We start from the raw sequence: 23,124 nt of genomic DNA, 5'->3' as shown, positions 1-23,124 counted from the left end.
GGCGGGGGCCCGGCGGCCGTCAACGGGGTTCAGCGGTCGTGACGCTAGTCACACCTACGTTGCGAGCACGTTGCAGTCGCGCCGCGGCGGGGCGTGCTCAGGCGCCCAGGCGGCGCAGCCGTCCGCGCAGTGCGGCGTGGCCGGGCGATCCGGGGTCCAGGGAGCGCAGCACCGCGCCCAGCACGCGGGGGTCGTCGCGCCACTCCGGGTGTTCGGCCCAGGCCAGCAGGGCGCGGGGGTCCCTCTCCCCGTCGAGCGCGCCGATCAGCTCGGCGTCCAGGACCTCGCGGATCTCGACCACGCCCGGCGCCTCCGAGCCGGGCAGCACCGGCCCCCGGTAGGCGTGCAGGGCTCCGGTCCGGTCGCCGCGGGACAGCCGCTCGCGCACGGCGTCGGCGTCGGTGGGCAGCGGGCGCAGCAGCCGGTAGGGGCGCGAGGCCAGCAGGCCGTGGCCGATCAGGCGGCGCAGCCGGGACATCTCGGCGCGGACCGTCACCGGGGCGCCGTCGCGCTCGTGCAGCCGGGCGCCCAGGGCCGCGCCGCTCAGCCCGCGCGGGGCGGACGACAGCAGCAGGAGGATCTCGGAGTGGCGGGCGCTCAGCTCCGTGGCGCGCCCGTCCACGGTGAGCCGGGCGCCGTCGCGGCCCAGGACCTCCAGCAGGAGGTGGTCGGGCGGCCGCGCCGGGGTGTCCGGGGACGGGCGCGGGCCGGGCAGCGCCCCGGAGATGCGCAGGGCCCTCAGCTCCATCTCGGCCGCGGTGGCCGCGGCCCGCACCAGGGCGAGCGCCTGGGGCGAGGCCACCTGGTCCTCGCCGGTGATGTCGAGGACTCCCAGCAGCACCCCGGTGTCGGGGTCGTGCAGGGGCGCCGCCGAGCAGCTCCACGGCTGGACGCTGCGGGCGAAGTGCTCGCTGGCGAACACCTGGACCTCGTGGTCCAGGGCGAGCGCGACGCCGGGGGCGTTGGTGCCGGCCGACCGTTCGTGCCAGTTGGCGCCCTCGACGAAGCGCATCTCCTCGGCCCTGCTGCGCAGCCGGTGGTCGCCCTCCACCCACAGCAGCCGGCCCGCGGCGTCGCCGACGGCGACGATCTGCGGTCCCGGAGCGGTGTCCAGCAGCAGCCTTCGCAGCAGCGGCAGGGTGGCGGCCAGCGGGTGGGCCTCGCGGTAGTCGGCCAGGGCGGGCCCGGACAGCTCGATGCGCGGGGAGATGCCGTCCGGGTCGATGCCCAGGCGGGCGCTGCGCCTCCAGGATTCGCCGACGACCGTGCGCACGGTGCCGTGCAGCAGGCCGGAGCCGGTGAAGTCCTCGTGGGCGCGCGCGACGTCCCTGCGCACGGCGTCGGGATCGGCGTCCCACGGCCAGGCGTTCCACGTCCGGGACATGTGCGACCTCCCCTGCGCGCGAGGCGGTGCCGGGCCACGGCGCGGCCCGGCCCGGCTCACCCCCGTTGAGGTGGGGATCCCACGATTCAAACCGGCCGCGGGGCCCGTGACAAGGGGTTCCGCGGAACGGGCGACGGATCGTCCCCCTATGTCACCCCTTGTCGCCGATGCGCGCGCGGCCGGGGACCGGTCGGGGATCGGCGGGCAGGGCGGCGAGGGCGACGGTGAGCGCGACGCGCGCCTGGGGCTCGTGCAGGCGCAGGTCGGCCACACCGCGAAGGCGCCGCAGCCGGTAGCGGACCGTGTTGGGGTGCACGCCCAGCATCTCGGCGGCGACGGCCGGGTCGCCGTGCGCGTACAGCCAGGCCCGCAGCGTCCGCGTGTACTCGGTCCCCTGGTCCGCGTCGTGGCGGGCCAGCACCGCCACCGGGTTGCGGCCGGGCAGCCGCCCGGCCTCGGCGGACAGCCGCAGGCGGCGGAGCAGGACCTCGTCCCAGGCGTCGTCGTAGACCACCGGGGCGGCGCCGTCCCCCGCCAGGATCAGGCACTCGTCGGCCTCCTGGCGGCTGGCGGGCAGGTCCCCCGCGCGGGCCGCGCCGCCCACTCCGGCGGACACGCCGGGGCGGGCGGGCAGGCCGCGCACCGTGGCACGGACCCACTCCAGGGCCGGGGCGATCTCCCCGGCGCAGGGCAGCACCGTGTAGACGGTGGTCCCCAGCAGGGTGCTGCGCCCCGGGCGCGACCAGCCGAACCCGGTGGTGACCTGCTCGAACAGGTGCAGGACGGCGTCGTCGGGCGGTGCGGCCCGGGCGTGCAGCGCGATGACCCGCAGCCCCTCGGCGGGCAGGCCGATCCGGTCGACGGCCCGCTCCGGGTCCTCCGACCCCTCCAGCAGGTCGATGACCGACTCCGACTCCACCTGGCGCTCCAGGTCGCTGCTCACCCGGGCGCGCAGCATGTGCAGGCCCACCGTGCGGGCGCCCTCGCTGAGCGCCCGGGCCCGCTCCGCGTCCAGGGGCGTGTCCCCGGCCGCCCACAGCGAGCCGAGGAGCTCGCGGCCCACCCGGATCGGCACGGCGGTGCGCCCGCCCATCCCGAACTCCGGCAGGGCCGGCACGTACAGCGGCCCGTCGGCGGCGGCCAGCCGGGCGGCGGTCCCGTCGGACTCCAGGCGGTCGCGGATCCCGGCGGGGGCGCGCCGGGCGATGACGGTGTCGCGGCGGGCCCGGTCGGTGTCGGCCTGCTCGGCGGAGTAGGCGACCACCCGCCAGGCCCGGTCCTCGATGACGACGGGCGATCCGACCTCCGCGGCGACGGTGTCGGCCAGGGCGAAGAGGTCGCTGGGCCCGCGCCCGGACTCCGTCTCGCGTCCCTCCAGCACCAGCCCGTAGACGATGCCCGAGATCTGGCTCCAGGACACGGCGGGCTCGACCACGACCATGGCGATGCCGCGTTCGTGCAGCTCGGCGCGGATCTCGGCGCCGGGCCCGGTGGCGGAGCGGACGATGACGACGACGGCGCGGGCCTGCTCGGCCAGCCGCAGGGCGGTGGCGGAGGCGTCGATCCCCACCGCGAGGAAGGCGTCGCCCAGGGGCGGCGCGTCGTCGGTGGGGTCGTGCATGGCGACGCTGCGCAGCTCGCGGCGGCGCAGGCGGCCGTCGCCCACCAGGTGGGCGCCGTAGCCGCCCAGGACGTTGACGAGCCGGTCGAGGTTGATCACCGCACCGCCTCCCCCGTTGTCGGAGCACGACAAGAACCCGCACCGTGATTGTCCTCCCACGATAACGGGTCGCCCGCCGCCGCTGGACACACTCAAGTCGAGGGACAGCGCCCCCGACCCTCGCGTACTCCCATCCGCGCCACGGACAGCGTCCGTGGCGCTTGTTCGTGAAGACAAGGAACGTCCCATGCACAAGACCACCGACACCTGGATGACCCGGGAGGCGTACGAGCGGCTCAAGGAGGAGCTGCGGGTGCTGAGCACACTCCCCGAGGACGACATCGGAACGGGTTCCGGATCGGACGACGGGGGCGCGGGGGGCATCATCCCCGCGCCCCGCTACATTCACGACCCGGCCGTGCGCCTGGCCCGGGTGCAGACGATCGAGCGGCTGCTGCGCGAGGCCGTGGTCGAGGAGGCGGCGCCCGACGACGGGGTGGCCGCGCCCGGCAAGGTGCTGACGATCCGCTACGACGACGAGGAGGACACCGAGGAGTTCCTGCTCGGTGTCCGGGACGCCTCGGTGGCGGACGCGGTGACGGTGTACTCGCCGCAGTCGCCGCTGGGGGAGGCCCTGCTGGGGGCCGTGCGCGGCGAGCGGCGGACCTTCACCTCCCCGCGCGGGGCGGTGATCGGGGTGACGCTGGTGGACGCCGCCCCCTACCGCTCGGCACGCTGACCCCGTCCCGGGGCGGCCGTCCCGGCCGCCCCGCCCCCCTTTTTTCCGCCGCCCTCCTTGACATCCTCCGCTTGTGAGTGTGTACTCACATACATAAGCGGAACCGAAGCGGCCCGAGACGCCACGGACGCCTCTCCGCACTCACGGCCGAACCCGGCCGGACCGCACTGCTGCCCGACCCCGGTCGGGCTCTTTTCGGCCCTGACAAGTGAGTGAGCACTCACAAACGAACCTCGAAGAAGGAGCCACCGATGACCGCCACCGGACACACCGCCCGCACCGCCCTCGAAGCCGTCCTGCACGGCCCCGGCTCGGCCGAGGAGATCACCCTGCGCCGCCGCACCCTGGAGCCCCCCGCACACGGCGGCGCCCTGGTCCGGGTGGAGGCCACCGGCGTCTCCTTCGCCGAGCAGCAGATGCGCCGCGGCAAGTACTACGACCAGCCGCCCTTCCCGTTCGTGCCCGGCTACGACCTGGTCGGCCGGGTGGAGGAGGTCGGCCCGGGCGCCGACCCCGCCCTGGTCGGGCGCCGGGTGGCCGCCCTCACCAAGACCGGCGGCTGGGCCGACCGGGTCGCCCTGCCCGCCGCCGACCTGGTCCCCGTCCCCGACGGGGTGGACCCGGCCGACGCCGAGGCCGCCGTGGTCAACGGGGTCACCGCGTACCGCATGCTGCACCGGCTCGCCCGGGTGCGGCGGGGCGACACCGTGGTCGTGCTGGGCGCCAACGGCGGGGTCGGCTCGCTGCTCGTCCAGATGGCCCGCCGCGCCGGGGCCACCGTCGTCGGCACCGCCTCGGCCCGGCACCTGGAGGCGGTCCGCGCCCTGGGCGCGCTGCCCGTCGACCGCCGGGACCCGGACATGTACGCGCGCATCCGGGAGCTGGCCCCCGACGGCGCGGACGCCGTGTTCGACCACGTGGGCGGGCCCGCCATCACCGACTCCTTCCGGCTGCTGGCCCCCGGCGGGACCCTGGTGTCCTACGGCACCGCCGCCACCCGCGACGAGCAGGGCAACGCGCGGATGCCCGTGCTGGCCCTGTTCGGCCGGCTGCTGCTGTGGAACGCGCTCCCCAACCGGCGCAGCGCGCACTTCTTCAACCTCTGGCAGGGGCACCGCTCCCCCGAGCGCTACCGCCGCCTGCTGGCCGAGGACCTGGGCGCGGTGTTCGCCCTGCTGGCCGAGGGGGCCGTCGCCCCGCCGGTCGCCGCCCGGGTCCCGCTGGAGGAGATCGACCGCGCGATCGCGCTGGCCGAGTCCGGCACCGTCGTCGGCAAGGTCGTCGTCGTGCCCGCGGGACGGGACTGACCGGGCCCGGGCCCGTAGGATGCTCGGCATGGGGCAGGAGCAGGGGACGGCGCGCACCGCGCTGCTCTCGTACGGTCTGACCGCCCTGTTCACCGCGCTGCTGTGGCGGGAGTGGGAGCGGGCCGCGGCCGACTCCGCCCTGTCCCAGGGCGCCACCGTCGCGGCCCTGGGCGTGTACCTGCTGGGGTGCGCGTCCCTGCCCGCGGCCGCGCCGCTGCTCGACCGCACCGCGCGGACGGCCGCCTGCGCCCTGCTCCTCCTGCTCGGCTGTGCCCTGGTCGCCGCGGTGGGACCCCAGCACTCCTGGATCACGATGTTCGCGCTGGCCGCCTGCGCGACCGCCCTGCCCCTGGCCCTGTCCCTGGGCGCGACCGCCCTGGTGCTGGCCGGGGTCGGCACCGCCGCGCTGGCCACCGGCCGGACCGAGGGGCAGCTGGGCGGCCTCGTGGTCATCGCCTCGGTGTCGGTGGCCGTGGCACTGGCCGTCCGCCTGGTGGAGGCCAACGCCGAACTGCGGCGCGGCCGCGACCAGGCGGCCCAGCTCGCGGTCCTGCGCGAGCGTGAGCGGTTCTCCCGCGACCTGCACGACCTGCTCGGCCACAGCCTCACCACGATCGTGGTCAAGGCCGGCGCGGGCCGCCGCATCCTGGAGGCCACCGGGGACACCGCACGGGCCGCGGCCGAACTGCGCGAGCTGGAGGACCTGGGCCGGCGCTCGCTGGCGGAGGTCCGCGAGGCCGTCGCCGGGACGCGGCGGGTCACCCTGGCCGGGGAACTGCTGCGCGCCGGGGCCGCGCTGGCCGCCGCCGACGTCGAGCTGCGCGTCCCCGGGGAGGTCCCCTCCGGCGGCGACGAGGCGCTCGGGTACGCGGTGCGCGAGGCCGTCACCAACGTGGTCCGCCACGCGGGCGCCGGCCGGGTGGAGATCTCCACCGGCCCCGGCTGGGTGGAGGTCCGCGACGACGGGCGCGCCGGCCGGGTCGTCCCCGGCAACGGGCTGGCCGGGCTGGAGCGCAGGCTGGCCGAGCGCGGCGGTACGCTCACCCTCTCCCCCACGCCCGGCGGCGGGCTCACCCTCCGCGCCGAGGTTCCCGTCGAAGAGAGCGGAGGACGCCCGTGATCCGGGTGCTGGTCGCCGACGACCAGGCGATGGTGCGCGGGGCCCTGGCCACCGTGCTCGACCTGGAGCCCGACATCGAGGTGGTGGCCCGTGCGGAGACCGGCGCGCGGGCGCTGGAGCTGGCCCGCGAGGTCCGGCCCGACGTCGCCCTGCTGGACGTGCGGATGCCCGGGGGCGACGGCATCGAGGTGTGCGCCGAGCTGACCCGTGCCCTGCCGGACTGCCGGGTGCTGATGTGCACCACGTTCGGCCGCCCCGGCTACCTGACCCGGGCGCTGCGGGCGGGGGCGGGCGGGTTCGTGGTCAAGGACGCCTCACCCGAGGACCTGGTGGACGCCGTCCGCCGGGTGCACCGCGGGCTGCGGGTGGTCGACCCCGACCTGGCCGTGGCCTCGCTGACCCACGGCACCAGCCCGCTGACGCCGCGCGAGCGCGAGGTGCTGGCCGCGGTGCTGAACGGCGGAGACGACGTGGCGGCGCTGGCCCGTTCCCTGGGGATGAGCCAGGGGACCCTGCGCAACCACCTGTCGTCGGCCATCGGCAAGACCGGGACCCGGACCCGCGCCGAGGCGGCCAGGGTCGCCGAGGAGCACGGCTGGCTCTGACGGGGTTCAGGCGTCGGGCTTGGACAGCGAGGCGTTGATGTTGCCGACCCGGCCGAGGTGGTCGAAGGTGACACGGGCCTCCAGCCCGGGCAGGGACAGGAGCAGCGTGCCCCGCTCCTCGTCGGTGAACCTCGGGGACAGGCCCCGCAGGCGGCCGTACGTGTACAGGGCCCGCTTGTGGTCGGTCAGCCGCAGATCCATCAGCCCCTGCTGGATGACCCTCATGACCCTGGTGGGTTCGGGCTCGGGCAGCCGCAGCTCGGGGTGTTCGATGATGAACGCCACCCGGGTGCCGCCGCCCACCTCGCCGTTGTAGGAGAACCAGCGGCCGGTGAGGAGCTTGGCCGCGTCGGTCAGCTGGCCGACCACCAGGGGCACCTCCCGGGGGGCGCCGGGCAGGGCGTCGAAGGGCACCTCGGCGGCGGCCAGCTCGGGGACGTCGTGCTCCCGGCCGAAGTCGCGGACGGCGGCGCTCAGCGCGGTCAGGTCCGGACGGAAGCCGGAGGGGTTGGCCCAGCCCCACATCCAGGAGCCCGGCCCGGGTGCAGCGCTGCCCAGCAGGTGGAAGCGGTCGCAGACCAGGGGGCGCTCGCCGGAGAACTCGAACCGGCCCTCCTGGAGGTCCACGTTCCAGCTGTGCTCGCCGATGAACTCCTGGAAGTACAGCTGGTGCTCGAAGGACATCAGGGCGGCGTCGTCGAGCATGTCGGGGAGAGTGTGCTTGCTCATGCCCGCGATGCTATGCACCGTGTCCGACACGACCGGACGCCGGGGCCGGGCGGTGCCCGGCCCCGGCGTATCGTCCCACCTCGCGGGCCCGCCTCAGACGTCCTGGCGGCGGACGGCCCGGTCCGCGGCGAACAGGACCAGGGCGCTCCAGGCGACCAGGACGAGCGCGGCGGCCGCCGGGTGGGGACCGTCGGGGCCGGCGATCCCGGCCAGGGAGTGCAGGGCCTCCCCCGGCAGCACCGGCAGCAGAAGGCTCCCGCCGGGGATCCATCCGGCCAGGGTCGGGGCCACCAGCAGCGCCAGGGCGGCGACCACCCCGCCCGCCGTGGAACGGGTCCACAGCGCCCCGGCGGTGGCCACCAGCGCGTGGAACGGCGCCATCAGCGCGGCTCCCGCGACCGCCCGCCACACCGCCGGGTCGGCGGCGTCCCAGACGGGCAGTCCGGCGCCGGACAGGACCAGCAGCGAGACCAGGGCCGCCCCGGCCGCCGCGACCAGGGCCACGGCCCCGGCGGCCGCGGCCACGGTGACGGCGCGGGCGAGGAGCACCCGGCCCCGGTCCGGGGTGACGGTGAAGGTCGTGCGGATCATGCCGGTGGCGTACTCGCCGCCCACCGCGGCGGCCGCCAGCACGGTCAGCACCAGCGCGGCGGCGTCCGCCCCCAGCAGGGAGGCGGTCAGCACGTCGAAGGCGGGCTGGTCGGCCAGGGGCACGCCGGTGGTCGGCTCCAGGGTCAGGCAGAACACGGCGGCGACCGCGAGCGCCAGCCCGACGGCGGCCGCGGCGGCGCGCCGGTCGCGCGCCGACCCGGTCAGCTTCGTCCACTCCGCGGCCACGGCCGCGCCGGTCCCCGCACGCCGCGCTGACCGCTTCGTCGTCTTCGTCATCGCACCCACTCCCCTTCGGCCTCCCCTTCGCCGGCCGCCCCGTCGGCGGCCCGCCCGTTCTCTCCGGTGAGGCGGATGAAGGCGTCCTCCAGGCGGGCCCTCACCGGTACCAGCGCGTGCAGCACGACCCCGTGCGCGGCGGCCAGCTCGCCCACCCGGGCGGCGTCCATGCCGGTGACCTCCAGCCGGCCGTCCCCGGCGGGCGCCGACGCGGCGCCCGCGCGGGCCAGCAGGGCGGACAGGCCGCCCGGGTCCGGGGTGGCCACCTCGACGCGCTCGCGCGCACCGGCCGCCAGTTCGGCGATGCCGACGTCGGCGACCAGCCGGCCCCGGGAGATCACCAGCACGTGGTCGGCGGTGGCCTCCATCTCGTTCATCAGGTGGCTGGACACCAGCACGGTGCGGCCCTCGTCGGCGAAACCGCGCAGCAGGCGGCGCACCCACACGATGCCCTCCGGGTCGAGCCCGTTGAGGGGCTCGTCCAGGATGAGCACGCCTGGGTCGCCGAGCAGCGCCCCCGCGATGCCCAGCCGTTGGCGCATCCCCAGGGACAGGTGCCGGATGCGGTGCCCGCCCCGGTCCGCCAGGCCGACCAGGCCCAGCACCTCGTCCACCCGGGCCCGGCCGATGCCCGCGCCGCGGGCCTGCCAGAGCAGGTGGCCGCGGGCGGTGCGCCCGGGCTCCACCGCGCCGGGGTCGAGCAGCGCGCCGACCCGCCGGGTGGGCGAGGGCAGGTCGCGGTAGGGCATCCCGCCGACGGTGGCGCTGCCGGAGGTCGGGGCGTCCAGTCCCAGGACCATCCGCAGGGTGGTGCTCTTGCCCGCCCCGTTGGGCCCCAGGAACCCGGTCACCCTGCCGGGCTCCACCGTGAAGGTCAGTCCGTCCACGGCGACGGTCCCCCCGTAGTGCTTGACCAGTTCCCGTACGGCGATCATCGGTTCCCCCCTGCTATCGGCCGGTCCCCTCCAGCCTGTCTCGCGGGGGCGCCCCGGACCCGGTCCGTCCGTCAGGACCCGCCCATGACACCTGTCACGGGTGCCGTGGACACCGGAGGGCCGGTGCCGCCCCGGGCGGCACCGGCCCGGACGGCACCGGCCCGGACGGCACCGGGGTCAGCCGGCGACGGGCTCTCCTGTCGAGGGCTCCCCGGCCGGGGCGCCCTCCTCCGCCTCGGCTGCCCCCGTGGGCGGGACCCGGCGCAGGGCCACCGCCGCCAGGACCGCGATCCCGACGGCGAGCGCGGCGCTGATCCAGGCCACGGTGGTGAGGGAGGACGTGAAGGCGGCGGCCGCGGTGTCCAGGAGGTCCCGCGCCACCGGGGCGGGCAGGTCGGCGGCGGCCCGCCCCGCGCCCTCCAGTCCGTCGGACGCGTCGGCCGCGGCGTCCGCGGAGACACCCGCGGGCATCGCCCCGGCCATCGACAGCCGGTAGACCGCCGTGCCCACGCTGCCGAAGGCCGCGATGCCCAGGGCCACGCCCACCTCCATCGCGGTCTCGCTGATGGCGGCGGAGGCCCCGGCCTTCTCCGGCGGGGCCGAGCCCACGATGAGGTCCGTGCCCAGCGCCATGATGGGGCTGATCCCGGCGTAGACCAGGGTGAACCCGACCACCACCGTGACGAGCCCGTCCTCGGGCCCCACTCTGGTGAGCAGCAGGAACCCGAGGGTGGCCAGGGCCAGCGAACCGGCCAAAACGTAGGCGGGGCGCACCCGCCGGGCGAGGACGGGGGCCAGGGTGGAGGCGACGACCAGCCCGGCCGCCGACGGGAGCAGCCACAGGCCGGCCACCAGCGGGGACAGCCCGGCGACGGACTGAAGGTACTGCGTGACGAACAGGTAGACGCCGCCGATGAGCAGCAGGCCCAGGAGCATCACGGCCAGAGCGCTGGAGAAGGCGGCCCCGGAGAACAGGCGCAGGTCCAGGAGGGGGTCGCTCGACCGGCGCTGCCGGCGGACGAACAGCAGGCCGAGCACGACGCCGGCGGCGATCGCCGCCAGGGCCTCCGGCTCCGGGCCGTACCCGGCCAGCCGCTTGAGGCCGAAGACCACGGACAGGACTGCGGCCATCGAGAGCAGGACGCCGGGCAGGTCCAGGCGGCCGGGCTCGGGGTCGCGGTACTCCGGGAGCAGGAACGGGGCGGTGGCGAGCAGCAGCGCCATCACGGGGACGGCGAGCAGGAACACCGACCCCCACCAGAAGAACTCCAGCATGAGGCCGCCCAGGATCGGCCCGAGGGCGACGCCCGCGGAGAAGCTCGTGGCCCACACGCCGAAGGCCGGCCCCCGCTGCCGCGGATCGGTGAACATCGTGCTGATCAGTGCGAGCGTGGAGGGCATCAGGGTGGCTCCGGCGATGCCCAGCAGCACCCGGGCGGCGATGAGCATCTCCGGTGTCGTGGAGTAGGCGGCCAGCACGGAGGCGGCCCCGAACGCGGTGGCGCCCAAGAGGAGCAGGCGTCTGCGGCCGATCCGGTCGCCGAGGGTGCCCATGAGGACCAGCAGGCCGGCGACCATGAAGCCGTAGACGTCGATGATCCACAGCCGCTCGGTGGCGGTGGCCCCCAGGTCGGTGCTCAGGTGCGGCAGCGCGAGGTACAAGACGGTGACGTCGAGGGCCCGGAGGGTGGTGGGCAGGCTGAGGACGGCCAGGCCCGCCCAGGCCCGCCACCCCGGCCTCGCGGCGGGGGCGGTGGAGTTCGCTGACATGTTCGTGCCTTTCACGGGGTTCGGGGCCGGCGGGGCCGGAGCACCCGCCGGAGGAGGTGGTCGAGCAGCCGGTCGGCGGTGTCCTCGCACCACCGGTCGGTGGCGGTCCCTCCGTGCAGGGAGGCGGTCATCACCACCGGCCCGACCTGGAGGGAGCGGAGGAGGGCGCCGGCGCGGACGGCGTCGGTGCGGTCGCCCGCTACGACGAGGGCGATCGGCTTGTCCCGCCAGGTGTCCGCGCACCAGCCCACGGCGTCGCGCAGCCCTGCGGGCAGGTCGTCCCCGGCGGTGACGACGGCGAAGGCGTCGGCGTCGGCCAGCCAGGGGGCGAGGTCCCCGACGGCGCAGGGCACGGGCCCGGCGCACGGGTCCGCCGCCTCGGGCAGCGCGGCCTCGGCCAGATCGAGGAGGTCGGCCTCCAGGTCGCCCCGGTGGACGGCCCGGTCGGCGATCCGGACCGCGGCCGCCCGGCCCTCCTCCCCTCCGGCGCCGTCGAAGACGATCGCGACGCGCGGCGGTCCGTCGTCCATCGGCAAGCCCCCTCACCGGTTCGGCGGACGCCTCGTCCGCCCGCTGTGGGACCACTCCACCGGTCGGCGCGCACGGTTCTCCGACGGTTCTCCGACGGTGGACCGGAGGCGGGCCGTGCGCGGCCGCCCGGCTAGGTTGATCCCATGCGTTTCGGGGTGTTGGGGCCGCTGGCCGTGTGGACCGATGAGGGGACCCCCGTCCGCGTTCCCGAGGTGAAGGTGCGGACCCTGCTGACCGCGCTGCTGATGGAACCGGGGAGGGTGGTCTCCGCCGACCGCCTCGCCCACCACCTGTGGGGCGACGACCCGCCGGCCAACCCGACGAACACCCTCCAGACCAAGGTGTCGCAGCTGCGCCGGGCCCTGGAGCGGGCCGAACCCGGCGGCCGGGGCCTGGTGGCCCGGCGCCCGCCCGGGTACGTGCTGGAGGTGGCCGCCGACGGGGTGGACGCCGGGCGGTTCTCGGCGCTGGTCGAGCGGGCCCGCGCGACCGCCGACCCCCGAGCGCGCGCGGCGCTGCTGTCGGAGGCCCTGGACCTGTGGCGGGGGCCGGCGTTCGCGGACCTTCCCGACACCGGTTCGGCCGACGCGGCGGCCGTGCGCTGGGAGGAGCTCCGGCTCACCGCCGTGGAGGACCTGGCCCGGGCCCGGCTGGAGGCGGGCGAGCACGCGCCGGTGGCGGAGGGGCTCGCCGAACGGGTGCGGGAACACCCGCTGCGCGAACGGCTGCGAGCCCTCCACATGCTCGCCCTGTACCGCTCCGGGCGCCCGGCCGAGGCCCTGTCCTCCTACGCCGACCTGCGGGAACGGCTGGCCGAGGAACTGGGGGCGGACCCGGGTCCGGAGGTGGCGGAGCTGCACCTGAGGATCCTGGACCAGGACCCCGGGCTGGCCGAGCCCGCCGCCGCGCACCCCCCGGGCAGGGGCGGCGACCTGCCGGTGCCGCCGACCGCCCTGGTGGGCCGGGCGGCGGAGCTCGGCCGTGTCACCGGGCTGGTGGACCGACACCGCCTGGTCACCCTCACCGGGCCGGGCGGGGTGGGCAAGACCCGGCTCGCCCTGGCGGTGGCCGCGGCGCGCTCCGCGGACCACCCCGACGGGGTGTGGCTGGTGGAGCTGGCCGGGCTGCGCCCGGAGCGGGAGTCCGGCGCCGGACCGGAGGCGGTGGCCGAGGAGGTGGGCGCCGTACTGGGGCTGCGCGGCCGCGGCACCTCCGAGACCGACCCGGTGGCGCGGCTGTGCGACGCCCTCTCCGCCCGGCGGGCCCTGCTGTTGCTGGACAACTGCGAGCACGTGGTGGAGTCCGCCGCCGGCACGGTCACCGCGCTGCTGCGGGCGGCGCCCGGGCTGCGGATCCTCGCCACCACACGGGAGCCCCTCGCGGTGGACGGGGAGGTGCTGGAGTCGGTGGACCCCCTGGACCTGCCCGGCACCGACGACGGCCCCGACGCGGCGCTGGAGTCGGACGCGGTCCGGCTGTTCGCGGAACGCGCCGCCGCGGCCGCCCCCGGGTTCCGGCTGACGGACGACAACGCGGCCGCCGTGGTGACGCTCTGCCGCAGGCTGGACGGCATCCCCCTGGCCCTGGAGCTGGCCGCGGCGCGCATCCGGACCCTGGGCGCTCACGGCCTGCTGGAGCGGATCGACGACCGGTTCCGGCTGCTGGCCGGGCGGCGGCGGGACGCCCCGGCCCGGCAGCGCACCCTGCGGGCGGTGATCGACTGGAGCTGGGATCTGGCCTCGGAGGCCGAACGGGCCGTGCTGCGCCGTCTGTCGGTGCACGCCGAGGGGTGCACCCTGGAGGCGGCGGAAGCGGTGTGCGCCGGCCCCGGGGTGGCCGCCGAGGATGTCTTCGACCTGCTGGAACGCCTGGTGGAGCGGTCGTTGGTGGTGGCCGTACCCGACCCGGACCGCCCGCGCTTCCGGCTGCTGGAGACGGTGGGCGCCTACGCCGCCGAACGGCTGGTGGAGGCGGTGGGCGCCTACGCCGCCGAACGGCTGGTGGAGGCGGTGGGCGCCTACGCCGCCGAACGGCTGGTGGAGGCGGGTGAACGGGACGCGGCCCGACGCGCGCACGCCGCCTACTACACCGCCCTGGCGGAACAGGCGGACCCGTACCTGACCGGGCGGGAGCAGGGCCGCCGGCTGCTCCTGTTGGACGCGGAGACCGCCAACCTGCGCGCCGCGCTGCACCACTCCCTGGAGCTCGGGGACACGGAGACGGCCCTGCGGCTGGCGCTGGCGGGCACCTGGCACCTGTTCCTGCGCGGCCGGTTCGGGGAGGCGCTGCAGAGGTTCGCCGCGGTCGGGGCGCGGACCCCGGGTACGCGGACCGGGTCCCCGTCGATGCGGGAGGTCCGGGCGGCCTTCTCCCGGGCCGCCCTGGAGCTGTACGTGAACGGGTCCGCCGCCTCCGGGCCCGCCCCCTCCCTCCCGGCCGCGGCGGTGCCCGACGACCCGCCCGGGCGGGCGGCCCTGGCCCGGGCCGTCTGGTTCCTGGGCTCCGCCCACATGGGGTTCGGCGACCTGGGCGTCGCCGAGGAGCTGGTGGGCCGCGCGCTGCGCGACGCCCGCGCCCTCGGCGACACGTGGGTGGAGGCGGCCGCGCTCGCGACCCGGGCGAACATCGCGCACTTCCGCGGCGACCTGCCCGGGCTGCTCGGTGACGGCGAACGGAGCCTGGCCCTGTTCGACGGGCTCGGCGACGGCTGGGGGAGGCTCCAGGCCCTGGACGCCCTCGCCGCCCACGCCGAGATCAGGGGCGACCTGGAGCGGACCGCGGCCCTGCGCCGGGAGGCGGTCGGCGTCGCGGAGGGCCTGATGCTGTGGAGCGAGCTCGCGCGCCACCTGGCCGGGCTGGGCCGCGTCGCCCTGCTGGAGCGGGACTTCGACCGGGCGGACGACTTCCACGGGCGCTCCCTGCGGGTCGCCGTGGAGCACGGCGACCAGGCGGGACAGGAGTTCGCCGCCATCGGCCTGGGCATGGCCGCGCGGCGCCGCGGGGATCCGGACGGGGCCGAGGGGCACCTGCGCCCCTGGCTGGCGTGGAACCTGCGGCTCGGAGCGGAACCCGGAGCGGCGTTCGTCCTGGCCGAGCTGGGGTTCTGCGCCGAGCAGCGCGGGGACGCCGCGCAGGCGCTGGACCTGCACCGGCGGGGTCTGGCCTCGGCGCTGCGCGTCGGCGACCCGCGGGCGGTCGCCCTCGCCCTGGAGGGGACGGCCGGGGCACTGGCCCTCGGCGGGGACGCGGAACGGGCGGCGTCCCTGCTGGGCACCGCGGCGGCCGCCCGGGAGTCGCTGGGCGCGCCCCTGCCGGAGGCCGAGCGGGGGGACGTGGACCGGATCGCCCGGCGCGCGGCCGGTGCGCTGGGCGAGGACTCGTACAAGGCCGCTTTCGCGCGGGGGCGGACCGTCCCGCTCCCCTCCCGGGCGGAGGAGGTCGGCTGACCGGGCGGCCCCCCGGGACCGGAGCCTCAGGAGTCCGCGGGAAGCGCCAGGTGCTCGGTGAGGAAGGCGTCGATCCGCTCCCAGGCGTCGGCCGCCGACTCCGGGTGCGGCCCGGTGCGCATCGCCCGGAACACCGGGCGCAGGGCCTTCGGCCCGTTGGGCGCCTCGTTGAGGAAGGAGTGCCCCGCCTCCGGGTACTCCTTGACGTCGTTGGCGACCCCCGCGGCGTCCAGGGCGGCGCGCAGCTCGCCGGCGGCTCCGCGCAGGCCGCCGTCCCGCGCGCCGAAGCTGCCGACGACGGGGCAGGCCCGGTCCAGGGCGCCCTCCAGGTTCCGGGGGATGAACCCGTAGTTGACGGCGGAGGCGTCGAAGTCGGCGACTGTGGCCAGGGCGAACCCGCCGCCCATGCAGAACCCGACCACGCCGACCCGGCCGGTGCAGTCGTCCCGGTCCAGGAGCCACCGCTTGGCGGCGGCGATGTCGGCGATGGCCCGCCCGCGCCCGGAGCGCATGGCCAGGAGCACCCTGACCACGCAGCGGGCCATGCCGCCCTCGCTGTACAGGTCCGGGACGACGGTGAGGTAGCCGAGGCGGGCCAGCCGGTCGGCGTGGGCGCGCATCTGCTCGTCGACGCCCCAGGCCTCGTGGGTGATGACGACGCCGGGCCAGGGGCCCTCGCCCGCGGGAACGGCGAGGTAGGCGCGCAGGCGGGGCGACCCCTCCCCGTTCCGGGTGTACTCGCCAAGGTCGATGTCCGCCACGGCTCCTCCTGGTCCCGGCCCTCCGGATCGCCTACACCCTAGGGCGTCCGCGTTCGGGCGGACCAGTGGCGGATGTCATCGGCCGGGACCGGCGAATGTCACAGGCCACCCTTAAAAGTGACATGAGTCACATCATCACTCCCTCACCACGGACAACGCCGCCCCCAGACGAACACCTTCGGTTACCGGGGTTGACCGGTGCGTTGCCTAATGGTCGTTTAGTTCCCGGTCCTCCACACCCGCTACCTCTGGGGAGACTCACCATGATCGACCGCAGACTGTTCCTCGGCGGCCTCGGGGCCGCCGCCACCGTCCCGCTCCTGGGCACGCTCGGCTGCACCCCCCGGGAGGCCACGGCCGACCTCACCGCCTCTTCCGAAGCGGCCAATCCGGGAGCGCTCCCGGTGGGCTTCCGGAACGAGACCGGGCGGTTCTCCGACGACGAGATCCTCGTCTACGTGATCGGCACCGACCTCACCACCGGGCGGCACAGCCGGGTGGACGCCGACGGCGTCTCCCACCCCGTGAGCCTGGACGACAACGGCCCGGACGGGTACACCGACTACTCGATCCCGTTCGCCGACCTGGCCGGGCTGACCCTGCCGTACATGTCCGGGCGGATCTACCTCTCCCTGGGCGGCCCCCTGCACATCCGCATCGTCACCGACGGCAACGGCGCCCCGGCCCCGCAGCTGCCCGCCGGATGGGTGGAGGGCTCCCCCGGGTTCGACGTGCTGCACGACACCGTCGAGTTCACCCACAACGACGCCGGGATGTTCTGCAACACCAGCATGGTCGACCAGTTCAGCGTGCCCATCGGCATCCGGCTGATCGGCGACGCCGACCAGAGCACCGGGTTCTTCCGCCCCGGCGGACGCGAGGCGGTCTTCCGGACCCTGGCGGCCGACCCCGTGTTCTCGTCCCTGGTCTACGACGACCTGCGGGTCATCGCCCCCGGCCACGCGCTGGACGCCGGCCTCTTCCCGGCCGACTACTTCGACCCCTACATCGACCGCGTGTGGTCGCACTACGCGGGCAACGACCTGACCGTCACCACCAACGCCGGGACCTTCACCGGCCGGGTGCAGGGCGGGCGGTTCGCGTTCGACGGCGGGGTGCGCGCCTTCGACCGGCCCTCCACCCGGGACGTGCTGTTCTGCGACGGCGCGCTGGCCGCCCCCAACGACGGGATCAGCGGCCCGGTCGCCGCGATCCTGGGGGCGGCGCTCAACCGGTCCACCCTGCTCACCGAGTCGGCCCAGCCCACCGACGACCCCTCCGGCTTCTACCTGGACGAGGTCACCAACCGGTACGCGGCGGTCTTCCACGAGAACACCGTGGACGGCAAGGCCTACGGGTTCGCGTTCGACGACGTGGCGGACTTCGCCTCCTACGTCCAGGACCACGGCGCGCAGCGGCTGGAGGTCACCCTCACGGCCTTCTGAGGGCCGCGGCCCGGGGGCGCCGACGCCGGTCGGCGCCCCCGGGCGGGTCCGGCCCCGGTCAGCGGCCGCCTCCCGCGGCGGGCGCGCCGGGACCGGCCAGGCCCAGCGGGCCGTCGGGGGCCGGGCGGAAGTGCCGGGCCACGTCCCGGGCGTCGACCCCGGCCAGGGTGTCGGGCACCCACTTGGGGTGGCGGTCCTTGTCGATGATCTGCGCACGGACCCCCTCGACGAAGTCGGGCGAGTCCAGGGCCGCGCAGGAGACCCGGTACTCCTGCTCCAGGACCTCCGCCAGGCCGGGCAGGTCCCGCGCCCGGCGCAGCGCCTCCAGGGTGACCTTCACCGAGGTCGGCGACTTGGACAGGATCGTGTCGGCGGCCGCGGCCGCCGCCGGGTCGCCGTGGCCGCGCAGCCGCTCCACGATCTCCTCCGCGGTGCCGACGGAGTAGCAGGCGTCGATCCAGCGCTCGCCGGTCAGGGTCGGGGCGGGAGCGGTCCCCGCGTACCGGCCCACCGCCTCGGCCACGTCCCCGGCCCCGGCCGCGCGGGCCAGGGCCCCGGCCAGGTCGGCCAGCCGCGCGGAGGGCACGTAGTGGTCGGCCAGCCCCAGGGCGATGGCGTCGCCCGCGCCCACCGATCCGGCGGTGAGCGCCAGATGGGTGCCGGTCTCCCCGGGCGCCCGGGACAGCAGGTGGGTGCCGCCCACGTCGGGCACGAACCCGATGGTGGCCTCGGGCATGCCCACGGTCGAGCGCTCGGTGACGATACGGACCGATCCGTGGGCGGAAACGCCGACGCCTCCGCCCATGACCACGCCGTCCATGAACGCGACGTAGGGCTTGGGGTAGCGGGAGATGTACTCATTGAGCAGGTACTCGTCCCGCCAGAACGCGGCGGCCGCCCCGTCGCGGTCCCGGGCGCTGGCGGCCATGGCGCGGATGTCGCCGCCCGCGCACAGGCCCCGCTCGCCCGCCCCGTCGATGAGCACCGCGGCGACCGCGTCGTCGTGCTCCCAGGCGGACAGCGCCTCCCGCAGCGCGGTGACCATGTCGTGGTCCAGGGCGTTGATGGCGCGCGGCCGGTTCAGGGTGAGCCGCCCCAGGCGGCCCTCCACGCGGACCAGCACCTTCTCTCCGTCGGTGGACATCAGGCGGCCCCCTCCGGTACGCGCGCGGTGATCGGGTTCATGACCTCGTCGGCCCCTTCCAGGATTGGGTGCACCCTCGGATCGCGCACGATCTTCTCAGTGCCGTGCCCGGCGGGGTGCCGGTAGCCCCCGTGCGACGGCGGCGCCGGCCGGCACGGGGCCTCCGCGTGCGGGCGCCGGGCGGGCCGTCACGGTCGGTCCGCGTCCCGTCGGCGGTGGTCTCGCTCCATGAGCGAGGCCATCAGCCGCCGGAAGGTCCGCACGTCCTCCTCCGGCCAGCCCTCGGCCAGCTCGGCGAAGACCGACTCCTGCCAGCGGCGGGCGGAGCGGACCAGTTCCCGCCCCTGCTCCGTCACCACCAGGACGCGCGCCCGGCGGTCGTCTGGGGCGGTGTCCTTGCGGAGGTGGCCGCGCTCGACGGCCCCCGCCACCATGCGGCTCGCCCCCGACTGGTCCATACCCAGCTCCCCGGCCACCGCGTTCACGGTCGCCCGGTCGCCCAGGTCGGCCACCGCCTCGACCACCATCACGTCGCGGCCGTTCGCGTCGTCCCCGTCGGTGCCGTTCCAGCCGCGCGCCCAGTGGCGCACGAACCGGAAGAGCAGCCGCCCGGGGCCGTCCTCGTGCCCGGACATCGTCCCCTCCCCCTTTGTATGCGTTTCGCATACACTAGCGAAGGAATATGCGAACCGCATACATCTGGAGGCGCACATGGAACCGCTGCCCGAACCCCTCGGCCGCTGGCACCGGGCGGTCGACGCCCGCGACCCCGACGCGGTCCGCGCCGTCACCTCCGAGGACGTGGAGGTCGGCGGCCCCCGGGGCACGGCCCGGGGCATCGCCGCCCTCCTGGACTGGGTGCGCTCCTCCGGCATCCGGCTGGAGCCGACCGCGGTGTTCCCCGTGGACGGGCGGCACACGGTGGTCGCCCAGAACGCCACCTGGCCCGGCCGCCCCGACCATGTGCCGGGGACCGCCCCGGTCGTCACCGCCACCCTCTTCGAGGTCCGCGACGGACGGGTGTCCCGCGTGCTGCGCTTCGACGAGGGTGTCGCGGCCGCACTGTCCGCCGCCCGGCGGACCGGTACCGGTCACGGGGTGTGCGGGACGGGGACTTAGGGTGGCCGCGAGGCCCGGTCCGCACCCCCGCGGAACCCCCGCCGCAGCCGGGCCGGAAAGGTCCGGTGATCCTCCCGTGCCCGACGACCACTCCCCCGCTCCGCGGCCGAAGCCCGCCGAGCGCTCGCTCGGCGGGCGCTTCTGGGCGTTCTGGTCGGCCGCGCTGGCCGCGAACCTGAGCGACGGCGTCGCCATGATCGCGATGCCGTGGCTGGCCTCCTCCCTCACCTCCGACCCCGTACTGGTCGCCGCCGTGGCCACCGCCGGGCGGCTGCCCTGGCTGCTGCTGGCGCTGCCCGCCGGGGTGCTCATCGACCGGCTGCCCCGCATCCCCGTGATGGCCGGGGCCGGGACCGTCCGGCTGGCCCTGTGGGCGGCGCTGGCCGCCGTGGTCTTCTCCGGGGCGGCGTCGGTGCCGCTGCTGGTGGCGTTCGCGTTCTGCTTCGGGGCGCTGGAGGTCTGCTACGACACCGCGGCGGAGACCGTCGTCGCCTCGGTGGTCCCCCGGGACCGGCTGGAGCGCGCCAACGGGCACCTGCGCACCGGGGCCCTGGTCGTCCAGGAGTTCGGCGGGCGGCCCGTCGGCGGCCTGCTCGTCTCCCTCGGGCTGTTCGCGCCGTTCGTGCTCAACGCCGCCGCGCTGGTGGTGTCGGTGCTGGCCCTGCTCCGGGTGCGCGGTGTGGACGCGGCCGGACGCACCGGTACGGCCGGGCCCGGCCCGGAGCGGCGCGGGCTGCGGGGCGTCGGCGCGGACCTGGCCGAGGGGGTGAGGGCGATCCGGGAGCAGCCGCTGCTGCGGCTGGTCGCGGGGATCGCCCTGTTCGTCAACGGGTGTTACGCCACCGCACTGTCCACCCAGGTGCTGTTCGTGCGGGACGTGCTCGGTCTGGGACCGGTCGGGTTCGGCCTGCTCATGGCGTTCGCCGCGGTCGGCGGGATCGTCGGCGGCCAGTCGGTGGCCCGGCTGCGGGCGGCGCTCCCGCACGGCACGCTGCCGGTCGCCTGCCTGGCCGCCACCGGCATCGTCTACTGCGTGATCGCGGCGCTGCCGGCCCTCCCCGTGGTCGCCGTCGGGTACCTGCTGGCCGGCGGGCTCGTGCTCGGCTACGCGGTGGCGATGACCTCCATCCGCCAGCGCATCACACCCGACCGGCTGTTGGGCAGGGTCAACGCCGCCATGCGCACGGTGAGCTGGGGTGTCAGCGCCCTGGGCATGGCGGCGGGCGGGGTGATGGTCTCCGCCCTCACCCCGCTGACGGGACACGAGGGCGCCCTGCGCGCCCCCTATGCCCTCATCGGTGCGGTCGGACTGGCCGTCGCGGTGGTCTTCGGCCGCAGGCTCGCACGCCTGGTGCGCGAATACGACGTCTGAGTCCCCTCCGCCTCAGTCGGCTCTGCCGCTCAGCGAGCCCAGCAGTGTGTAGGCCTCGTCCATGCGGTCCGGGAAGACATCCGGGCCCGGGGCCAGGCGCATGGCCGTCAGTTCGCAGGCCATCGAGATGTGCGAGGCCAGGACGGCGACGTTCTCCGGGGCACCGACCTCCACCAGTGCCCCGGCGAGCCGGATCGCCCGCTGCTGGCGGGTGAGCAGGTAGCGGGACCGCAGGTCGGTGCTCTCCCGGAGCAGCCGCACCAGGACGACCGAGTGCGCCGGGGAGAGCGCGGCGTGCGGGCGGGCCGCGACACCGGCCTCCCTCAGCAGCTCGACGGCGGCGCCCAGATCGGCGCCCAGGGGTCTGGGGGCCTTGTCGCGCACGTAGGCGCACAGACGCTCGACCTCGGCTCCCTCGTCGGCGAACAGCACCTGCTGCTTGTCGCCGAAGTAGCGGAAGAAGGTCGTACGGCCCACCTCCGCGCGCTCGGCGATGGCGGCGACCGTGACGTTGTCGAAACCGTGCTCGGCGAAGAGCTGGAAGGCGGCGGACACGATCATGGCTCTGGCCTTGCGGCGTTTGCGGGCGTGAAGTGTGTCGGGGGGGTGGTGCATGAGGCGGACCCTATCGAGTGGACCCGGTTCTACCTGGGGCGTGGGACCATTGGGACGGTAGTCCCGAAACGCCCCCTGAGGGCCGGGAGAGCGGGAAGTCGTCTGGACCTGATGGGGGTTTTGGAACGCATCCGCACGGGCTCAGGCCCCGTCCCGTACGGTGACGCCGGTTGGGGCGGAATTTTATTGCAGAGCGCCCCTGGTCTGACAACCGCAGTACCTCCGATTGACGAATCCCCTCGCCCATATGGTTTCCGGCCGTGTGGAGGTTATGGCCTCCCGGGGGCCGCATTTCCCGGCGGCACCAATTCTGCACCCACGGTAAATCGTTCGGGTTCCTAACTATTGAAGGCTCATAGAAGACCGGAACCCGACCCGCTACCGGCGGTGCCCCCGTTTGTCGTGAGGACGTGCGAGAGTGTTGTGACCTGCTTCACGATACGGAGCCGAACATGACGTATTTGCTGGTCATCGGCACGCGCAAAGGTCTCTTCACCGCCACCGGCGAGGATCGGCGCACCTGGGAGGTGCGCGGCCCGCACCGGCTCGACAGCGCCGACTACGCGAGTATGAGCGCCGTGTACGCGGTCGGGATCGACCCGCACAGCGGGCGCATCCTGGCCGGCGCGGAGAGCTCGCACTTCGGCCCGAGCGTCTGGTACAGCGATGACGCCGGGGAGCACTGGCGGGAGCCCGAGACGGCTCCGCTGGTCTTTCCCGAGGACACCGACGCCTCGCTCACCCGGGTCTGGCAGTTCGCGTTCGGCGAGACGCCCGGTGTCGTCCACGCCGGGGTGGAGCCGCACGCCCTGTTCCGGTCCGCCGACGGCGGGGAGAGCTTCGAGCTGGTCCGCGCCCTGTGGGACCACCCGCACCGGGCCGACTGGTTCCCCGGCGCGGGCGGCGGCGCGGTGCACACGATCCTGCCCGGGGTACTGGGCCGGGGCGAGCGCTCGCCCGAGGCGATGACCGTGGCCATGTCCACCGGCGGCGTCTACCAGACCGGGGACGGCGGGGCGAGCTGGGCGCCCGCCAACCGGGGCATCTCCGCGGTCTTCCTGCCCGAGGACGAACCCGAGTACGGGCAGTGCGTGCACAAGGTGGCGCTGGCCCCCGACGGTTCGATGTACGCCCAGAACCACCACGGGGTCTACCGGTCCGAGCACCCCGCCCGGGAGGGCTGGCGCCCGGTGGAGGAGGGGCTGCCCACGGACTTCGGGTTCGCGGTGGTGGCGCACCCCCACCTGCCCGGGACGGCGCTGAACTTCCCGGTGGTCAGCCAGGAGGTGCACCTGCCGCCGGAGAACCGGCTGGGCGTGTACCGGACCGACGACGGCGGCGGGCGGTGGGTCCCGGCCACCGAGGGGCTCCCGGAGGAGCCGTACTTCGGCATCGTGCTGCGCGACGCCGCCTGCACCGACGGGGCCGACTCCCCGGGCTTCTACTTCGGCACCCGGGGCGGGGACGTGTACGCGGCCGACGACGGCGGCCCCTGGCACCGGGTGGCCGCGCACCTGCCCGACGTCCTGTGCGTGCGGGCGACGGAGGTGTGAG

Annotated in this window: 20 protein-coding genes; 9 read left to right on the top strand and 11 right to left on the bottom strand. The window is 75.8% G+C overall.

Annotation, left to right across the window (positions count from 1 at the left end; genetic code table 11):
- Window positions 1–97: 97 nt before the first annotated feature.
- Together ABZ249_RS27875 and ABZ249_RS27870 are read right to left on the bottom strand one after the other, a co-directional pair.
- Window positions 98–1,384, bottom strand: coding sequence for a GAF domain-containing protein (locus ABZ249_RS27875; RefSeq protein ID WP_355268759.1), 1,287 nt, complete (start codon window positions 1,382–1,384; stop codon window positions 98–100).
- A gap of 151 nt (window positions 1,385–1,535) precedes the next feature.
- Window positions 1,536–3,104 (bottom strand): helix-turn-helix domain-containing protein, encoded by a 1,569-nt coding sequence (locus ABZ249_RS27870; protein ID WP_355268757.1) that lies wholly within the window; start codon window positions 3,102–3,104, stop codon window positions 1,536–1,538.
- A 187-nt stretch (window positions 3,105–3,291) separates the two neighbouring features.
- Here ABZ249_RS27870 and ABZ249_RS27865 point away from each other — a divergent pair, with 187 nt between their 5' ends.
- The 4 genes from ABZ249_RS27865 (at window position 3,292) to ABZ249_RS27850 (ending at window position 6,815) form a co-directional block, all read left to right on the top strand.
- A complete protein-coding gene (locus tag ABZ249_RS27865) occupies window positions 3,292–3,783 on the top strand; it encodes a GreA/GreB family elongation factor (RefSeq protein WP_220563555.1) in 492 nt (163 codons plus the stop codon).
- A 251-nt stretch (window positions 3,784–4,034) separates the two neighbouring features.
- A complete protein-coding gene (locus tag ABZ249_RS27860; protein WP_355268755.1) occupies window positions 4,035–5,090 on the top strand; it encodes a medium chain dehydrogenase/reductase family protein in 1,056 nt (351 codons plus the stop codon).
- Window positions 5,091–5,118: 28 nt separating this feature from the next.
- On the top strand, window positions 5,119–6,210 hold the full coding sequence (locus tag ABZ249_RS27855) for a histidine kinase (RefSeq protein WP_355268753.1): 1,092 nt from the start codon (window positions 5,119–5,121) through the stop codon (window positions 6,208–6,210).
- The gene (locus ABZ249_RS27850) at window positions 6,207–6,815 is read left to right on the top strand and encodes a response regulator transcription factor (protein ID WP_355268751.1); all 609 of its coding nucleotides are present in this window, start codon (window positions 6,207–6,209) and stop codon (window positions 6,813–6,815) included. The genes ABZ249_RS27855 and ABZ249_RS27850 overlap by 4 nt, the downstream gene beginning before the upstream one ends.
- A 6-nt stretch (window positions 6,816–6,821) precedes the next feature.
- Here ABZ249_RS27850 and ABZ249_RS27845 read toward each other — a convergent pair whose 3' ends face one another.
- From ABZ249_RS27845 to ABZ249_RS27825, 5 genes are all read right to left on the bottom strand, one after another.
- On the bottom strand, window positions 6,822–7,544 hold the full coding sequence (locus ABZ249_RS27845) for a DUF6882 domain-containing protein (protein ID WP_355268749.1): 723 nt from the start codon (window positions 7,542–7,544) through the stop codon (window positions 6,822–6,824).
- Window positions 7,545–7,637: 93 nt separating this feature from the next.
- Window positions 7,638–8,432: an ABC transporter gene (locus ABZ249_RS27840; RefSeq protein ID WP_355268747.1), complete on the bottom strand. Its 795-nt coding sequence runs from the start codon at window positions 8,430–8,432 to the stop codon at window positions 7,638–7,640.
- Window positions 8,429–9,367, bottom strand: coding sequence for an ATP-binding cassette domain-containing protein (locus ABZ249_RS27835; RefSeq protein WP_355268745.1), 939 nt, complete (start codon window positions 9,365–9,367; stop codon window positions 8,429–8,431). Before ABZ249_RS27835 ends, ABZ249_RS27840 begins: the two co-directional genes overlap by 4 nt.
- A gap of 177 nt (window positions 9,368–9,544) precedes the next feature.
- Window positions 9,545–11,137 carry an MFS transporter gene (locus tag ABZ249_RS27830; RefSeq protein WP_355268743.1) on the bottom strand — a complete coding sequence of 531 codons (1,593 nt, stop codon included), beginning with the start codon at window positions 11,135–11,137 and terminating at the stop codon, window positions 9,545–9,547.
- A gap of 11 nt (window positions 11,138–11,148) precedes the next feature.
- A complete protein-coding gene (locus ABZ249_RS27825; RefSeq protein ID WP_355268741.1) occupies window positions 11,149–11,667 on the bottom strand; it encodes an NAD(P)H-dependent oxidoreductase in 519 nt (172 codons plus the stop codon).
- A 144-nt stretch (window positions 11,668–11,811) separates the two neighbouring features.
- Between ABZ249_RS27825 and ABZ249_RS27820 the strand changes: the two genes are divergently transcribed.
- Window positions 11,812–15,114: a BTAD domain-containing putative transcriptional regulator gene (locus ABZ249_RS27820; protein ID WP_355268739.1), complete on the top strand. Its 3,303-nt coding sequence runs from the start codon at window positions 11,812–11,814 to the stop codon at window positions 15,112–15,114.
- Window positions 15,115–15,140: 26 nt separating this feature from the next.
- Here the strand turns inward: ABZ249_RS27820 and ABZ249_RS27815 are convergent, their stop codons facing one another.
- The gene (locus ABZ249_RS27815; RefSeq protein ID WP_355268737.1) at window positions 15,141–15,875 is read right to left on the bottom strand and encodes a dienelactone hydrolase family protein; all 735 of its coding nucleotides are present in this window, start codon (window positions 15,873–15,875) and stop codon (window positions 15,141–15,143) included.
- A 263-nt stretch (window positions 15,876–16,138) separates the two neighbouring features.
- Between ABZ249_RS27815 and ABZ249_RS27810 the strand changes: the two genes are divergently transcribed.
- On the top strand, window positions 16,139–17,320 hold the full coding sequence (locus ABZ249_RS27810; RefSeq protein ID WP_355268735.1) for a beta-1,3-glucanase family protein: 1,182 nt from the start codon (window positions 16,139–16,141) through the stop codon (window positions 17,318–17,320).
- Window positions 17,321–17,378: 58 nt separating this feature from the next.
- On the opposite strand, the gene ABZ249_RS27805 is transcribed toward ABZ249_RS27810, so the two are convergent.
- Together ABZ249_RS27805 and ABZ249_RS27800 are read right to left on the bottom strand one after the other, a co-directional pair.
- Complete coding sequence (locus ABZ249_RS27805) at window positions 17,379–18,464, bottom strand: enoyl-CoA hydratase/isomerase family protein (protein ID WP_355268733.1); 1,086 nt, start codon at window positions 18,462–18,464, stop codon at window positions 17,379–17,381.
- Window positions 18,465–18,652: 188 nt separating this feature from the next.
- A complete protein-coding gene (locus tag ABZ249_RS27800; RefSeq protein ID WP_355268731.1) occupies window positions 18,653–19,099 on the bottom strand; it encodes a MarR family winged helix-turn-helix transcriptional regulator in 447 nt (148 codons plus the stop codon).
- A gap of 76 nt (window positions 19,100–19,175) precedes the next feature.
- Here ABZ249_RS27800 and ABZ249_RS27795 point away from each other — a divergent pair, with 76 nt between their 5' ends.
- Window positions 19,176–19,583, top strand: coding sequence for a nuclear transport factor 2 family protein (locus tag ABZ249_RS27795; RefSeq protein WP_355268729.1), 408 nt, complete (start codon window positions 19,176–19,178; stop codon window positions 19,581–19,583).
- A 76-nt stretch (window positions 19,584–19,659) separates the two neighbouring features.
- Window positions 19,660–20,955: an MFS transporter gene (locus ABZ249_RS27790; RefSeq protein WP_355268727.1), complete on the top strand. Its 1,296-nt coding sequence runs from the start codon at window positions 19,660–19,662 to the stop codon at window positions 20,953–20,955.
- Between the two features lie 12 nt (window positions 20,956–20,967).
- Here the strand turns inward: ABZ249_RS27790 and ABZ249_RS27785 are convergent, their stop codons facing one another.
- Complete coding sequence (locus ABZ249_RS27785; RefSeq protein WP_220563569.1) at window positions 20,968–21,570, bottom strand: TetR/AcrR family transcriptional regulator; 603 nt, start codon at window positions 21,568–21,570, stop codon at window positions 20,968–20,970.
- A 452-nt stretch (window positions 21,571–22,022) separates the two neighbouring features.
- On the opposite strand from ABZ249_RS27785, the gene ABZ249_RS27780 reads away from it, so the two are divergent.
- On the top strand, window positions 22,023–23,123 hold the full coding sequence (locus ABZ249_RS27780; protein WP_355268724.1) for a sialidase family protein: 1,101 nt from the start codon (window positions 22,023–22,025) through the stop codon (window positions 23,121–23,123).
- The last annotated feature ends 1 nt before the right edge of the window (window position 23,124 follow it).

Source organism: Nocardiopsis sp. NPDC006139, assembly GCF_040614155.1.
GTDB classification, from domain to species: domain Bacteria; phylum Actinomycetota; class Actinomycetes; order Streptosporangiales; family Streptosporangiaceae; genus Nocardiopsis; species Nocardiopsis changdeensis.
The sequence above is the reverse complement of the archived record's forward strand: the minus strand, read 5'-3'. Positions and strand labels throughout refer to the sequence as shown.